14 protein-coding genes are annotated in these 14,446 nt (G+C 53.1%); 9 read left to right on the forward strand and 5 right to left on the reverse strand.

Features of this window, described 5'->3' with window-relative positions:
* The first annotated feature begins 131 nt into the window (after nucleotides 1-131).
* From V7775_RS15785 to V7775_RS15800, 4 genes are all read left to right on the forward strand, one after another.
* Nucleotides 132-1,262, forward strand: coding sequence for a bifunctional 2-C-methyl-D-erythritol 4-phosphate cytidylyltransferase/2-C-methyl-D-erythritol 2,4-cyclodiphosphate synthase (locus tag V7775_RS15785; protein ID WP_335752865.1), 1,131 nt, complete (start codon nucleotides 132-134; stop codon nucleotides 1,260-1,262).
* Entirely contained in the window at nucleotides 1,259-1,744 is a 486-nt protein-coding gene (locus tag V7775_RS15790) for a phosphatidylglycerophosphatase A family protein (protein ID WP_335752866.1), read from the forward strand. The genes V7775_RS15785 and V7775_RS15790 overlap by 4 nt, the downstream gene beginning before the upstream one ends.
* Entirely contained in the window at nucleotides 1,734-2,210 is a 477-nt protein-coding gene (locus V7775_RS15795) for a CinA family protein (protein WP_335752867.1), read from the forward strand. Before V7775_RS15790 ends, V7775_RS15795 begins: the two co-directional genes overlap by 11 nt.
* Before the next feature lie 136 nt (nucleotides 2,211-2,346).
* The gene (locus V7775_RS15800; protein ID WP_335752868.1) at nucleotides 2,347-3,528 is read left to right on the forward strand and encodes an ammonium transporter; all 1,182 of its coding nucleotides are present in this window, start codon (nucleotides 2,347-2,349) and stop codon (nucleotides 3,526-3,528) included.
* Between the two features lie 50 nt (nucleotides 3,529-3,578).
* Here the strand turns inward: V7775_RS15800 and V7775_RS15805 are convergent, their stop codons facing one another.
* Nucleotides 3,579-4,850: an MmgE/PrpD family protein gene (locus tag V7775_RS15805; RefSeq protein WP_335752869.1), complete on the reverse strand. Its 1,272-nt coding sequence runs from the start codon at nucleotides 4,848-4,850 to the stop codon at nucleotides 3,579-3,581.
* Nucleotides 4,851-4,870: 20 nt separating this feature from the next.
* The gene (locus V7775_RS15810) at nucleotides 4,871-5,314 is read right to left on the reverse strand and encodes a type II toxin-antitoxin system RatA family toxin (RefSeq protein WP_335752870.1); all 444 of its coding nucleotides are present in this window, start codon (nucleotides 5,312-5,314) and stop codon (nucleotides 4,871-4,873) included.
* A 68-nt stretch (nucleotides 5,315-5,382) separates the two neighbouring features.
* Here V7775_RS15810 and hpt point away from each other — a divergent pair, with 68 nt between their 5' ends.
* Complete coding sequence (gene hpt / locus V7775_RS15815) at nucleotides 5,383-5,928, forward strand: hypoxanthine phosphoribosyltransferase (RefSeq protein ID WP_335752871.1); 546 nt, start codon at nucleotides 5,383-5,385, stop codon at nucleotides 5,926-5,928.
* Between the two features lie 447 nt (nucleotides 5,929-6,375).
* Here hpt and lipA read toward each other — a convergent pair whose 3' ends face one another.
* The gene (gene lipA, locus V7775_RS15820; protein WP_335752872.1) at nucleotides 6,376-7,329 is read right to left on the reverse strand and encodes a lipoyl synthase; all 954 of its coding nucleotides are present in this window, start codon (nucleotides 7,327-7,329) and stop codon (nucleotides 6,376-6,378) included.
* Nucleotides 7,330-7,430: 101 nt separating this feature from the next.
* A complete protein-coding gene (locus V7775_RS15825; protein ID WP_335752873.1) occupies nucleotides 7,431-8,537 on the reverse strand; it encodes a DUF6456 domain-containing protein in 1,107 nt (368 codons plus the stop codon).
* Nucleotides 8,538-8,770: 233 nt separating this feature from the next.
* Here V7775_RS15825 and V7775_RS15830 point away from each other — a divergent pair, with 233 nt between their 5' ends.
* Complete coding sequence (locus V7775_RS15830) at nucleotides 8,771-9,073, forward strand: DUF6477 family protein (protein ID WP_335752874.1); 303 nt, start codon at nucleotides 8,771-8,773, stop codon at nucleotides 9,071-9,073.
* Here the strand turns inward: V7775_RS15830 and V7775_RS15835 are convergent, their stop codons facing one another.
* Complete coding sequence (locus tag V7775_RS15835) at nucleotides 9,074-10,612, reverse strand: trimethylamine methyltransferase family protein (RefSeq protein ID WP_335752875.1); 1,539 nt, start codon at nucleotides 10,610-10,612, stop codon at nucleotides 9,074-9,076.
* 222 nt (nucleotides 10,613-10,834) lie between these two features.
* On the opposite strand from V7775_RS15835, the gene guaA reads away from it, so the two are divergent.
* From guaA to V7775_RS15850, 3 genes are all read left to right on the forward strand, one after another.
* Nucleotides 10,835-12,397 (forward strand): glutamine-hydrolyzing GMP synthase, encoded by a 1,563-nt coding sequence (gene guaA / locus V7775_RS15840; RefSeq protein WP_335752876.1) that lies wholly within the window; start codon nucleotides 10,835-10,837, stop codon nucleotides 12,395-12,397.
* An 883-nt stretch (nucleotides 12,398-13,280) separates the two neighbouring features.
* The gene (locus V7775_RS15845; RefSeq protein ID WP_335752877.1) at nucleotides 13,281-13,568 is read left to right on the forward strand and encodes a putative quinol monooxygenase; all 288 of its coding nucleotides are present in this window, start codon (nucleotides 13,281-13,283) and stop codon (nucleotides 13,566-13,568) included.
* Complete coding sequence (locus V7775_RS15850; RefSeq protein WP_335752878.1) at nucleotides 13,568-14,431, forward strand: DMT family transporter; 864 nt, start codon at nucleotides 13,568-13,570, stop codon at nucleotides 14,429-14,431. The genes V7775_RS15845 and V7775_RS15850 overlap by 1 nt, the downstream gene beginning before the upstream one ends.
* Nucleotides 14,432-14,446: the final 15 nt, after the last annotated feature.

Genomic DNA, 14,446 nt, shown 5'->3' on the forward strand with positions numbered 1-14,446 from the left:
TTTCACTAGGTTTAGACATCGTATTTGCCTAAAAAATAGGCAATACCCAGAACTACCTATGCGCGTACCAAACATTGCGAAGCTGTGCCGGATTACCTAAGACAGGTGTTAACTAACCGAAAGTAGACCCGATGCGCGTTTGTGCCCTGATTGTAGCTGCTGGCCGTGGAACACGGGCGGGTGGCGCACGGCCAAAGCAATGGCAGATACTGGCCAGCGCGCGGGTTATTGACCACACTGTTGCGGCCTTTGAGGCGCATGAACAGGTATCCGGTATCGCAATTGTCCTACATCCGGATGACATGCACGAGGCTGCGGGATTTGAATCGCGGGGCATTCAGGTGACGCGCGGCGGCGCTGAGCGCAGCGATTCTGTGCGTGCGGGACTAAGCGCCTTGCCCAAATGTGATGCCGTCTTAATCCATGACGCTGCGCGCCCTTGCGTCAGCGCCGCAGTTATTTCAGATGTTATAGCTGCACTCGCCAATAATACTGGGGCGGCTCCCGGTTTGGCCGTAACAGATGCGCTGTGGACTGGTGAAGGAAATACGGTAACAGGAACCAAAGACCGCACTGGGCTGTTTGCCGCGCAAACACCGCAAGGGTTTCGGTTTGACAAGATTTCCGCTGCGCATGAAGGCTATATTGGAGCCGCTGCTGATGACGTGGCTGTTGCGCGCGCGGCTGGTATCACCATTGCGATTACCGCAGGGGATCCAGATAACATCAAGATCACCACGCCAGCCGATTTCACCCGCGCCGCGCGGATATTGGAGAAGAATATGGACATACGTACAGGCAACGGGTTTGACGTTCACGCCTTTGGGGACGGAGACCATGTGATGCTATGCGGTGTCAAAATCCCGCATGACCAAGGGCTGGTTGGACATTCGGATGCGGATGTCGGGCTGCACACTATTACCGATGCAATCTACGGCGCGCTTGCCGCTGGCGACATTGGCACGCACTTCCCACCATCCGACCCGCAGTGGAAAGGCGCCGAGAGCCATATCTTTTTACGCCATGCGGCTCAAATGGCGCGTGACCGCGGTTTTACCCTGACGCATGTTGATTGCACACTGATTTGCGAACATCCCAAAGTGGGCCCACATGCCGCTACAATGCGCGCAGCCGTGGCTGAGATGATCGCGATCGACATTGATCGTGTATCGGTTAAGGCAACAACATCAGAACGTCTGGGCTTTACCGGCCGCGGCGAAGGCATCGCCTGTATGGCAACAGCAACATTGGTGAAGACATGATTGCACGTATGATCGCGACATTATTTGGTGTGGGATATCTACGCCCTGCCCCTGGCACTTGGGGCTCGTTAGTATCCCTGCCATGGGCGTGGTTGCTGCATGTTATTGGCGGGCTGCCCCTGCTAGTGCTTGGCATCATCATCGCCTTTTTCAAGGGCTGGTGGGCGACTGCCAAAATGACGTCAGGCAGTGACGATCATGATCCATCCGAAATTGTGGTGGATGAATTGGTGGGCCAGTGGATCGCCGTATTGCCCCTATCGATTGCGAGCTGGCGCATGGGGATTGATATCACCGTAATGTGGCCGGGCTGGATTGCCGCCTTTGCACTGTTCCGGCTGTTTGACATCTGGAAGCCGTGGATCATCGGCTGGGCAGATCGCCGCGGCGATGCGTTGGGTGTGATGCTGGATGATGTTTTTGCAGGCATCTTTGCCGCCATCGGCGTTGTTGTATTGGCTGGGCTGTATCATGCGCTCTGAAATCTTAGACCTGGCCAAGGCGCGCGGTATAATGATTGCCACTGCCGAAAGCTGCACGGCGGGTATGGTTGCCGCCGCCCTCACCGATCTGGCCGGATCGTCAGCCGTGTTTGAGCGCGGGTTTGTCACCTACTCCAACCTTGCCAAAATCGAAATGTTGGGCGTGCGCCAATCGACGTTGGACGCGCACGGCGCGGTATCAGAAGAAGTCGCCGATGAGATGGCGCGCGGTGCAGTTGCGCATAGTGCGGCCCAGTTATCAGTTTCCCTGACAGGCATCGCTGGCCCCGGCGGGTCCGAGCATAAACCAGAGGGCCGCGTTTGTTTTGGCGTGGCAGGTCCGCAGCGATGTCACGTCGAAACGGTTGAATTCGGCGCAATTGGCCGCGATGGCGTACGCGCAGCCGCACGAGACCACGCATTAGCACTGCTCAAGGCTGCGCTTCTCGAACTGCCTATAACTTAATCAAGGGCGTGCAATTAACGCCTTCAATTTAATCAATCCTGCAATTGCCCGAAAATACAGCGCAAATTTACGCGCTGCACCTTTTCGCGCCACTCTTGGTCGGCTTTATCCCCCGCAACCACTGGGGAGAGATCAAATGAACGGCGCTGATACAGCATGGATTATGACGGCAACGGCACTTGTGCTGTTGATGACGCTACCGGGCCTTGCCCTGTTTTATGGCGGACTTGTTCGCTCAAGAAATGTTCTAAGCGTGTTCATGCACTGCTATGCCATTGCCTGTTTGATGAGCGTTTTGTGGTTCCTGTTTGGGTATACAATCGCCTTTGGTGATGGTGGCACCGGATATTGGGGCGGTTTGGGCAAAATGGGCCTCAACGGCGTCACTGCTGATAGCCTGTCTGGTTCCATTCCTGAGATCCTGTTCTTTGCTTTCCAGATGACGTTTGCCATCATTACACCTGCATTGATCGTCGGTGCCTATGTTGAGCGGATCGGCTTTGGCTTTGTGATGTTGTTCTCAGGGCTGTGGATGCTGATTTGCTACGCGCCTGTTGTGCATTGGGTCTGGGGCGGCGGTATGCTGGCTGATGGCGGAATATTCGGTGACGTTGGCGTAAAAGACTTTGCTGGCGGTATTGTGGTACATGAAACGGCTGGCCTTGCGGCGATCATCATTGCGATCTTCCTTGGGGCGCGCAAAAACCAGACAACGCCTCCGCATAACCCCGGTTTGGTTATGATCGGTGCCGCCCTTCTGTGGGTTGGTTGGTTTGGCTTCAACGGTGGCTCGCAACTGGCAGCAGATGGTGGCGCGGCCATGGCAATCACCGTGACCCATATCTCTGCCGCAACGGCCTCCCTTACTTGGGCCCTGTGGGAGCGTATCAAATTTGGTAAATCATCGCTGGTTGGCATCGTGACGGGGACAATTGCGGGCCTTGCCTCTATAACCCCTGCCTCGGGTTTTGTTGGCCCATGGGAGGCGCTGCTGATTGGCGGCGTCGCGGGCATCCTGTGTCAGGAAGCCGTTGTTCTGATCCGTAACAAAGCCAAAATTGACGACACACTTGATGTCATGGCGGTCCACGGCGTTGGCGGTATCTTTGGGACAATCATGATCGCGGCCTTGGGTGCTGGATCATGGGCCGCGCAACTTGGCTCGCTATTGATCGTGGGAGTTTACACAACGGTTGTGACAGTGGTGCTGATCTTGGTTTGCCGCGCAATCACGCCTCTGCGCGTGGATGTTGAGACCGAAGTGAACGGCCTCGACCTTGCTGTGCACGGTGAACGCGCCTACGACCTCACAAACTAGGTTCGATTAGATGGTATAAAAAAAGGGCGGTCCAAACGGGCCGCCCTTTTTTATGCGCCCTTGAAACAAGCCGTAACTGCGTCCAGATCATTTCCAATCACAGCCTGCCACAGCATCTCTGCCTGTGCGCTTCCTATCAAGGCCTGAACCTTTGTGCGCAATTTCTCACTGCGTGCCTCTAACGTCATAGGAGCCGTCAGATCATGGCGCAGACGGCGAACCTCACCTGAGGTTAACGTCAATGTGACCAGCGATTGCGTTTCACTTAGGCTGTCATCCTCAACCACTTCGATCTTGTCGCGCAGCGCGCAAACCTCTGGGTTTCGGGCCATTTCATCGCTAAAGTTGCTGATTGTGCCCGTTGAGTGCCCCAACAAGGTCATCGCAGCCGTATGCGCATAGCTAAACTTCACCTCCAAGCCAGTCTTGGGTGTCAGGTTATTGCAGACACTCATCCAGCGCGGGTGTGTGCGGATTTTGATCGCGCCAATCCGTTCAGCCTCAACCTTAGCGTTGGCCAAAGCCTCAAGCATGGCGTGAAGCCCATGGCAACAAGCGTGAAATTTATGACTGATGTCGCCGATTTGCCAGTCTTTGCGCGGTAATTTAACCTCAATGGCCTCGCCGTGATGCGTAGCCCCAAAGCCAAGCTCACCCGCCAGCCCGTCATGGGCGGCGGTCATGCCGGCCTGCGCCCAAAGGGCCACCTCAACCCCGGTACGCGCGGCCAAACCTGCGTTCAACGGCTTTGCCATGGTGCCAAATTGTTCCTTGATGCCCGACGCCATACTGGCACACAGACCCAAGGCATGGCGCACCTCACGTTTGTCCAAGCCCAAAATACGCGCAGCCGCCACTGTTGCGCCAAATGCGCCTGCTGTGGCCGTTTGGTGGTATCCAACCTGATAATGCGCGCGGCCCAGCCAAACACCTGTCAGGATTGATGCCTCAACACCAAGGGTGGCTGCATCAATCGCGTCTGTCAGCGGGATATCCAGCGTTTCGGCCAATGCGATCACCGTAGGCAACACCGCAACAGACGGATGCCCGATGTGCGCAAAATGTGTATCATCGTAGTCAAGCGCGTGACTGAGCGTGCCGTTCACCAGCGCCGCCGTTGCAGCCCCTCCAGCGTCACCGCCAAAAATATGCGCTGGTCCTTCTTCAACCATCTGTGCACGGCGAAACGGCGCAAACTCAGGTTCTTGCGCGCCCGCAATCCCGCACGCGGCCCAGTCAAACAGCGACAGGCGCATCATCGCAGCTGCCTTTTCGGGCACCTCTGCTTGTGCAAATTTAATGAGTTGTCCTGTGATCCCCATGGCGTCCTCCCCTAACGGCCTTAGCCATAGAGCGCTTCTGCCCGCTTCTCAAACGCTTTGACGACGCGTTGCATCGCCTCGTTGAACACCACGCCAATAATTTTCTGCAAAATCGCATTCTTGAATTCGAAATCCACAAAAAATTGAACATCGCAACCGCCATCGACATCAGCAAATGCCCAATTCGATTTCATGTATTTGAACGGGCCATCAAGGTATTCAGTGTCAATCTTCATCGGTTCGGGCCACAGCACAACGCGCGACGTGAATTTTTCACGGAACACTTTGAAAGAAATAACTAAATCAGCGTCCATGACACTGTGATCCCCCTTGTCGTCCACGCTTTTGATCCGCGCGGCGGCGGTCCAAGGCAGAAACTTTGGATAGTTTCCAACGTCTGCGACTAGGTCATACATTTGCTGGGCGCTATAGGGCAGCGTGCGTGTCTCTGAATGGGTAGGCATTGATTTCCTGCGTCCGTTTGCGTAGCGCTGTATCAAAGCCGGAACGGCGACACAATCAAGAGGTTACAATGCCAACGCGTCCTTATGTCATAGACCAAATGATTTCCGCTAAATCCATTGCAGCTCGTATCGAAGAGCTTTGTCTCGAAATTCAGGAAGAGTTTGCCGATACCGACAAACTGGTTGTGGTGGGATTGCTGCGTGGATCATTTGTGTTCATCGCCGATTTGGTGCGCGAATTGGACCTGCCCATCGAGGTCGATTTTTTAGAGGCATCAAGCTATGGAGACGGTACAGAAAGCACAAGAGAAGTACGTATTCTTAAAGACTTGCGTGGCGGCATTGAAGGACGTGATGTGCTGCTGGTCGAAGATATCGTCGATACAGGCCACACATTATTTCATGTCACGGGCATGCTCAAAGCCCGCAAGCCGGCGCGGCTGAAAACGGTAGCACTGTTGGATAAACCCTCACGGCGCGAGGTTGATCTGCGGGCGGATCACACCGGATTTGAGATACCTGACGAATTTGTCGTAGGCTATGGCATCGATTTTGCACAGCGCAATCGCAACCTGCCCTATATTGGCAAAGTTCGCTTTACCGATGATGCCTAAGCGATGATGGATCCGCGTCACTTGATGCGTGCCAAACGTTGGGTCCAAAACCCGCCTTCTGCGAAGCGGGTTAAGTTGATATTTGGGGTCATTGCCCTTGCGTTGTTGGTGATTGGGCTTGAACGAATTGGTTTTTGGCCAGAATGGGCCCGCGCAGAACGTATTCCCCGTAGATTCTAAAATACGACAAGAAACTTATAATGTTAGATTGTTATGCTCTTGGATTTGCAGTCATCATTCATCACCTAGTGAGGTGAATGCCGGTTGGAGCATATAGGTGTTATTCCCGTTCAACGCGGAATCGATAGGATTATGCCGTTCAAGAACACAGCCTGCCAAAGCAAGCGCCCCAACAAACCCAACAACAAATGACCGCAAAATAATTCCCCACTGATAAATATTGGTTATCAGTAGGGTAATTAAGATTAACCGTTGGTTAACTGAGCGTTACGCGATGCCGAGCTTCTTGTTTCGGGCGGCACGTAGTTGCGCAAAATCATCACCTGCATGATAGCTCGACCGCGTGAGCGGCGTTGCAGATACCATCAAGAACCCTTTGCCATAAGCTGACTTTTCATAGGCCGCAAATTCATCAGGATGAACAAAGCGATCCACAGCGTGGTGTTTTGGCGTCGGCTGCAGATATTGGCCGATGGTCAGGAAATCAATGTCAGCGGCGCGCATGTCTTCCATCACCTGCATCACCGACTGCCGGTTTTCGCCCAATCCGACCATAATGCCCGATTTTGTGAACATTGAAGGGTCCAGTTCCTTCACCCGTTGCAACAGGCGCAGAGAATGGAAATACCGCGCACCGGGGCGTACTTCGGGATAGAGGCCCGGTACCGTTTCCAGATTGTGGTTAAAAACATCTGGCCTTGCTTCTACAACCATTTCAAGGGCTTCCGGTGCACACTTGATAAAGTCGGGTGTCAAAATTTCGATGGTGGTATTGGGGGCACGGTGCCGCACCGCGCGAATGGTTTGGGCAAAGTGCTCAGCGCCACCATCCTCTACGTCGTCACGGTCAACCGAGGTAATGACAACGTGCTTCAATCCCAGCTTGGCGACAGCATCTGCCACGCGACCGGGTTCAAAAACATCCAAATCTTCTGGTGGCTTGCCCGTTGCAATGTTGCAAAAACTACAAGCCCGCGTGCACACTTCTCCCATGATCATCATGGTTGCGTGGCCTTGGCTCCAGCATTCGCCAACATTCGGGCAACCTGCTTCTTCACAAACTGTCACCAACTTGTTTTCACGCATAATCTTGGCGGTTTTTTCGTATCCTTCACCACCCGGCGCACGCACCCGTATCCAATCCGGCTTTTTCGGTTGTGGATTGTCGGGGCGGCGCGCCTTTTCAGGGTGACGCATCTCAGGGATCTTCAAATCACGCATGATAACCTCAAGTGCTGCTGTTGCCCTTAACTAGCACATCGTCGGTTAAACAAAACCCTATTGCGGCGCATTACAGCTATGCAAATCGCCAAAATCCCAAATTATCCGATCATCGCCCCTTTTGGATCAGCGTTTTCCAGATAATGTTGTTTGAGGCGCATCAACGCGATGCGCAGTACAATCTTTCCTGATCTCGCAGACCATCCAAGTGTTTTTTCAGCAGTTTCCAACCCTTCAAGGAAGCAACAGCAGCGCAATGTTACATCAGACAGCCCCGCTCCAAGATCCTTAAGCGCGGCAATAGTGCGCGCATGTGCCTGCCGCGCCCCCGGCGTTCCAGATGTCGGAACAGGAGCCTCGTTTCCGCGCAGTGCTTCCAAGAACCCATCCCAGTTTTGCGCAACATCACGCTCCATCTGTGCCAGTTCAAAATCTTCTCGCAGACGTTCACCAGCATGCACCAGATCATCACTTAGGAAACGTTCACCATCACGGTCGCGTCGCCGCGCCAAAGCGGCCAGCGGGCTTTCTGCCATGCCGTACCGAATGCGTCGAGGCAAATCCTGCACGGCCCCGGTTTCAGGATCAACCAGACCAATGGCTTGGGCACTTTCATCCCGCGCCATCATTTCAGCCAATGCATTTCGGCCAGCTGCTGTAATATGGTATCGCGTAATGCGACCATCACCAGTGGTTGCGATCCACCCTTTTAGGGCCATTGCCTCTGCAATCGAGCGGTCAACAACGCCTGTGCGCGTATTTTGACCATCATGGCCTTCGCGCACAATTACACCTTTGTCCAAATCCGGCGCTACAGCCAATACCGCTCCGGTTTCACACATCCTTCTTAAAACGCGCGTTCCTTCACTGCTTAATTGCGCCGTATCAGGCACAATCGAGTGCACTGCATTGGCTTTCACCTCCTTTGGAGCGTTCCTCGTATTGAGCTGTGCATCAGCACCACCGCCCAGGTTCTTAATAACCCCGTCAACAAGAGGATCATCCCGCAACGTCTCAACTTTTCTGATCTGCCTCAGAATGGTCGATGCGTGGCAACCCTGTTGTCGGGCTAATGCACGGATAGGTACGCCCATCTCCGTATGGTCGATATAATTTTGAACGGATCGTGGCACCCAGCCAGGTACCTTTGGGGCGACTTGTCCTCCCCAATGTTGCGTTTGTTCAATTTCTTGCGTTGTCTGTCCCATTTCTGAGTGTCCCTCCTCAGTTCGATTAACAACAGGTAAACACAACCTAGGGGGGTTTTAGTTACCCATTGGTTAAAATGACCTGCGAGAAACATCATTGTTTACAATTGATAAACAATACTGAAGTTGCCGAACGCAAATACCCGCCAGAACGCAACACCCGCTAAAGTAGTGTTTATTGAGATTCTGTAAGCCCAACGAATGATGGGCACAAACTTTCGGAGTGTAAAATAATGCAAGATGTCCACACGCTACTCGCCAATCTCCACCGCCCACGTCTCTTGATGCGGGCTGCTCGCATTGGTGCACAAGAGTACAGACGTGCGGGCCATCTTCCACGTATCTTGGGGTACGGAGTACTGCCCCGTCATGGAGACGCGCTAATGCGGCTCATAGATATTGAGGCCGAGCTCGAAGAACAGCGCACAGGGCCCGATGCGGCATACAGCCTTACCCGGCACGTAGATGTTTTGATTGCAATTGTCGGCGAGGCGCAGGAACTGCGGGCAAGTCAGGCAAGCCCGCAGTTCAATTGATCACATAAAGCTGTCAGGCTCGGCAGCTTTGCGTGTTGCGACAAAGGCGTCTAACGCTTCTTTGATCGCGGGATCCATGGCGGGTTGCTGATAATCGTTCAGCAGCTTTTCGACCCGGATACTGGCAAGGGTTTGCGTATCGCGCGCGCCCTCGTCTTCCCACGTCTCAAAGGGCTTGTAGTCTAGCAAATCGGACTTCCAGAATGCTTCTTTAAAGTTCGCTTGCGTGTGCTCACACCCCAGATAGTGCCCGCCGGGACCTACTTCGCGAATGGCATCCATGGCCTGCGCATTGGTGTCAATTTCCACACCGCGCGCCAAATGATGCAATGCGCCCAACTGGTCTGCGTCCATCACAAATTTTTCAAATGAGGACACCAGCCCCCCTTCTAACCAGCCGCAAGCATGCAACATAAAGTTCACGCCCGACAATAAACCCATATTCAGGCTATTTGAGGTCTCATAGGCCGCCTGCGCGTCTGGCAGTTTTGAACCACAGAACGATCCCGCAGAGCGGTAAGGTAAGTTCAAACGCCGTGCGAGTTGTCCAGCACCATAAGTGATATGTGCCGCCTCAGGTGTCCCAAACGTCGGCGCACCCGAGTTCATATCAATTGAGGTCACAAAGGCCCCCATGATAACGGGCGCACCTGGCTTGATCAGCTGACTATAGGCAATACCTGCCAAGGCTTCAGCCAATACTTGGGTCAATGTGCCCGCAACCGAAACAGGTGCCATGGCCCCCCCAACGATAAACGGCGAGATAATGCAGGCCTGATTGTTCTGCGCGTAAACTTCCAATGCACCCATCATAACGTCATCAAACGTCATAGGGGAGTTGATGTTGATCAGCGACGTCATGACAGTGTTTTCCTGCACGAACTTTTCGCCGAACAGAACACCACACATGTCCACAGAATCCTGTGCGCGGCTTGGCTCGGTCACAGAACCCATGAACGGTTTGTCGCTAAGGGTCATGTGCGCGTGCAACATATCCAAGTGACGTTTGTTCACAGCAACATCTGTAGGTTCGCAGACAGTCCCACCAGAGTGATGCAGCCATTTGGACATATAGCCCAGTTTCACAAACTTCTGGAAATCATCCATTGTCGCGTAACGACGTCCGCCCGCAGCGTCGCGCACAAAAGGCGGGCCGTATACTGGAGCCAGAACAAGGTTTTTGCCGCCAACAACTACATTGCGATCTGGATTGCGGGCGTGCTGTGTGTAGGACGCTGGCGCCGTCTTGATCAACTCACGCGCCAAACCTTTAGGCAAACGCACGCGCTCACCCTGAACATCTGCACCCGCTTCACGCCAGCGATCCAAAGCACGTGGATTGTCAGGAAAATTGACGCCAATTTCCTCGAGAATCGTCTCGGCGTTTGCCTCGATGATCTCTAACGCTTCTTCCGTCAGAACCTCAAAGTTGGGGATATTGCGTTCGATGTATTTCGCCGTCTCAAATGAAACTGCTGTGCGGGCTGCGCGTCGTGCTGCCCCGCCTCCACCGCGTGCGCGCCGTGCTGCTTCTGCCATGTCGATTTCCTCAATGCATATGTTGCCCCTCAGATAGCCCGTATCCTGCCGTGCTCCCGCGCGGATTACGGCCATGTAGGTAGGAAAGCGACATAAATGGCCGTAAAGGAGTCAAACTTTGCACTGTTCAATTCACCACAAGCCGCCTTAGCTGGCAAAAGGCGTGCGAATGGGGCGCAAAACTACCTTGCCACTGGGCTTTTGCAGCCCTAATCAGGGCATATGACACAACATACCCATGACCGCCTTCTCATCATCGACTTCGGCAGCCAAGTCACCCAGCTGATTGCCCGCCGTCTGCGTGAACTTAACGTCTACTGTGAAATCCATCCGTTCAATACAGTAGACGATGCGTTCCTCGCTCAGTTCGATCCAAAAGCCGTAATTCTGTCAGGAGGGCCTGCATCAGTCATTGATGCCGATTCCCCGCGCCCACCGTCCAAAGTATTTGAGTTGGATGTCCCTGTTTTGGGCATCTGCTATGGCCAGCAGGTCATGATGGAGATGTTGGGTGGCAAGGTTGAAACTGGCCATGGCACAAAAGAATTCGGACGTGCCTATGTAACGCCCGTCGATGCAAAATCTCCACTGCTGGAGGGTTGGTTTGAAGAAGAACGCGAACAAGTCTGGATGAGCCACGGCGACCACGTCAGCGCCATTGCACCCGGGTTTGAAGTATTCGGCACATCGCCAAACGCACCCTTTGCAATCACCGCAGATGAAAGCCGCAAGTTCTACGCGGTTCAGTTCCACCCAGAAGTACACCACACCCCTAACGGACTGAAGTTCTACGAAAACTTTGTTCGGATGGCTGGTTTTACCGGTGACTGGACAATGGGCGCTTACCGCGAAGAAGCGATTGCAAAAATCCGCGCCCAAGTTGGCAATAGCCACGTTATTTGCGGCCTGTCCGGCGGTGTTGATTCCTCTGTTGCGGCCGCGCTTCTGCACGAAGCAATTGGCGATCAGCTAACCTGTGTGTTTGTCGATCACGGCCTGTTGCGCAAAGATGAAGCAGCCGAAGTTGTCACCATGTTCCGCGACAACATGAACCTCAAAGTAATCTACGCTAATGAGATTGAGCTGTTCTTGGGTGAGCTAGAGGGTCAATCCGACCCCGAAACCAAGCGCAAGATCATTGGCCGTTTGTTCATCGACGTATTCCAGAAATACGCCAATGAGATTGAGGACGCCAAATTCTTGGCTCAGGGCACACTATATCCTGACGTGATTGAGAGCGTTTCCTTCTCTGGCGGCCCCTCAGTCACCATCAAAAGCCACCACAATGTGGGCGGCCTTCCTGAAAAGATGGGTCTATCACTGGTTGAGCCGTTGCGTGAGCTGTTCAAAGACGAAGTGCGCGTACTGGGTCGTGAATTGGGTTTGCCTGCCAGCTTCATTGGCCGCCACCCTTTCCCTGGTCCGGGCCTTGCCATTCGCTGCCCCGGTGAAATCACCCGCCAAAAACTTGATATCCTGCGTGAAGCAGATGCCGTCTACATCGACCAGATTCGCAAACATGGTCTTTATGATGAAATCTGGCAGGCTTTTGTCGCCATTCTACCTGTACGCACTGTTGGTGTGATGGGTGACGGGCGCACATATGATTTTGCCTGCGCGTTGCGCGCGGTGACATCCGTTGACGGCATGACCGCAGATTATTACCCGTTCACTCATGAATTTTTGGGTGAAACGGCCACGCGCATCATCAACGAAGTGCCCGGTATCAACCGCGTCACCTATGACATCACGTCTAAACCTCCCGGCACAATCGAATGGGAATGATTCCTACCTTGGACCGGGCATCCGCTTGCCCACCATCGTAGATATTAGGACCCATAATTCTTACAGATAAATCAATCTGAATACGTCCTTACCTATCGGGGATTTATCGGTTTTTTTTGGTGGTATGCGTAATTATGAGGCCCGTCATTTGTAGACCGTCAACGCTGTAAATGCGATGGCAGTGTATAGGTGACGGTTCAACCTTCGGGCTATTTCGGGAGCACTGAAAGACACAAAGCACCTCGCCGATGGAAAGAAGCAATAACGGCAGGCAGTACGTTCTGTGTACGGATGGGACATCCGTCCGGCGTTTCTAATATATTTTCTTTCAGAGATCAGTCCAAATTGATCCCCAAATGGGGTGCACAACTGATAAGGATTAAGGCGCTCCAGCGACCTCGGCGCCTAACTTAGTCACACCTAAAACGTCTTAGAAAGACAAACTAGCAAAAACACTTCGGATGATCCCGCTGATGGTTGAACCTTATCGCAAAAGATCAAGTGTTCATGAAGTGACGACCTATCAAACACATCCCAAACGACATCAGCCAAACATAGAAAATCGCGTTCTCGACTTCGAAAAGGAGCCCCAAATCTGGCAGCGTGACAGTCTCTATTGCAGCTCGAGCGTTGGTTTCGCCGATTAGCTTATCGTTTGGTTTATAGCTTTGTGGGCAGCTTCCATTCACCATCCTATTCAGTCTCATCTCTCGATAAATCGAGTTGCTTACAGATCGTTCCCGGACGTAGGGTGGACACGAACAAGACGAAAAACAAAAATGTCAAAAGCTGCTCTACTTGGGCTGTCTCTTTGACGTGAAAAGCGTACAGGAAAAATTTTGCCCATTAAGATCAGTTCCTTAGAATCTGCGTTGTTAATCCAATGGACGTGAACAGCGAAGTCACATTGACTGGCACCCTCATTTGCACAACCGAAGATGAGGCGGCGCGGGTGCGCACGGCCCTTGATACCCACATCACCCTCACCCGCGGTGAAGCAGGGTGCTTGTCATTTGAGGTTACGCAAAGCGAGGATCCCATGATTTGGAGCGTTTCGGAACGGTTTATTGACGCCGCTGCATTTGAGGCACATCAGGCGCGCGCTGGAGCTTCAGATTGGGCAATTCAAACCAAAGGTATTGCGCGTGACTATAAGGTGAGTGGCCTCTAATGAATGCGCTTTTAAAAGCAGCGCTCTGGATGACAGGTGCAATTGCGTCCTTTTCATTTATGGCGGTTGCAGGACGGGATTTATCGGCAAACTACGACACGTTTGAGATCATGCTGTACCGCAGTCTCGTTGGCGTAATCATCGTCATGACAGTCATTGTCACGCAAAACCGCTGGCATGAAATCCGCACTGATCAGTTGGGGCGCCACGCCCTGCGCAACTTGTTCCACTTTACGGGCCAAAATCTATGGTTCTACGCGGTTGCCTTCGTGCCGCTTGCTCAGGTTTTCGCGCTTGAGTTCACCTCGCCGCTTTGGGTCGCAATCCTTGCACCTTTGATTTTGAAAGAAAAAATGACTCCAATCCGCGGCTTTGCGGCGGTTATGGGTTTCATCGGCATCCTCATTGTGGCGCGCCCCACCGTGGAAACCCTCAATATCGGAATTGTCGCCGCAGCCACTGCCGCGATCTTCTTTGCTTTGACAATTATGCTGACCAAGCGGCTCACAGCGGATAATTCGATCACATCGATCCTGTTTTTCCTCACCACTATACAGCTTGTGTTTGGCCTGATAACCGCTGGGTATGACGGCCACATCGCATTGCCGACGACATCCAGCCTTCTCTATCTTGTTCTCGTCGGTTGCGCAGGTCTGCTTGCACACTTCTGTTTGACCACCGCGCTTTCCATTGCGCCTGCAACAGTTGTTGTGCCACTGGATTTCGGTCGTTTGCCCGTTATCGCGATAGTCGCAATGGTGCTTTATGATGAGCCACTTGAGATTTGGATATTTGTTGGTGCTGGCATCATCTTCACAGCGAATTACCTCAACATCTGGAACGAATTGCGCACCCGCACCTGACACTATGCGCAACAT

Origin of the sequence: Sulfitobacter sp. (genome assembly GCF_036960155.1) — a bacterium.
Classification (GTDB): domain Bacteria; phylum Pseudomonadota; class Alphaproteobacteria; order Rhodobacterales; family Rhodobacteraceae; genus Sulfitobacter.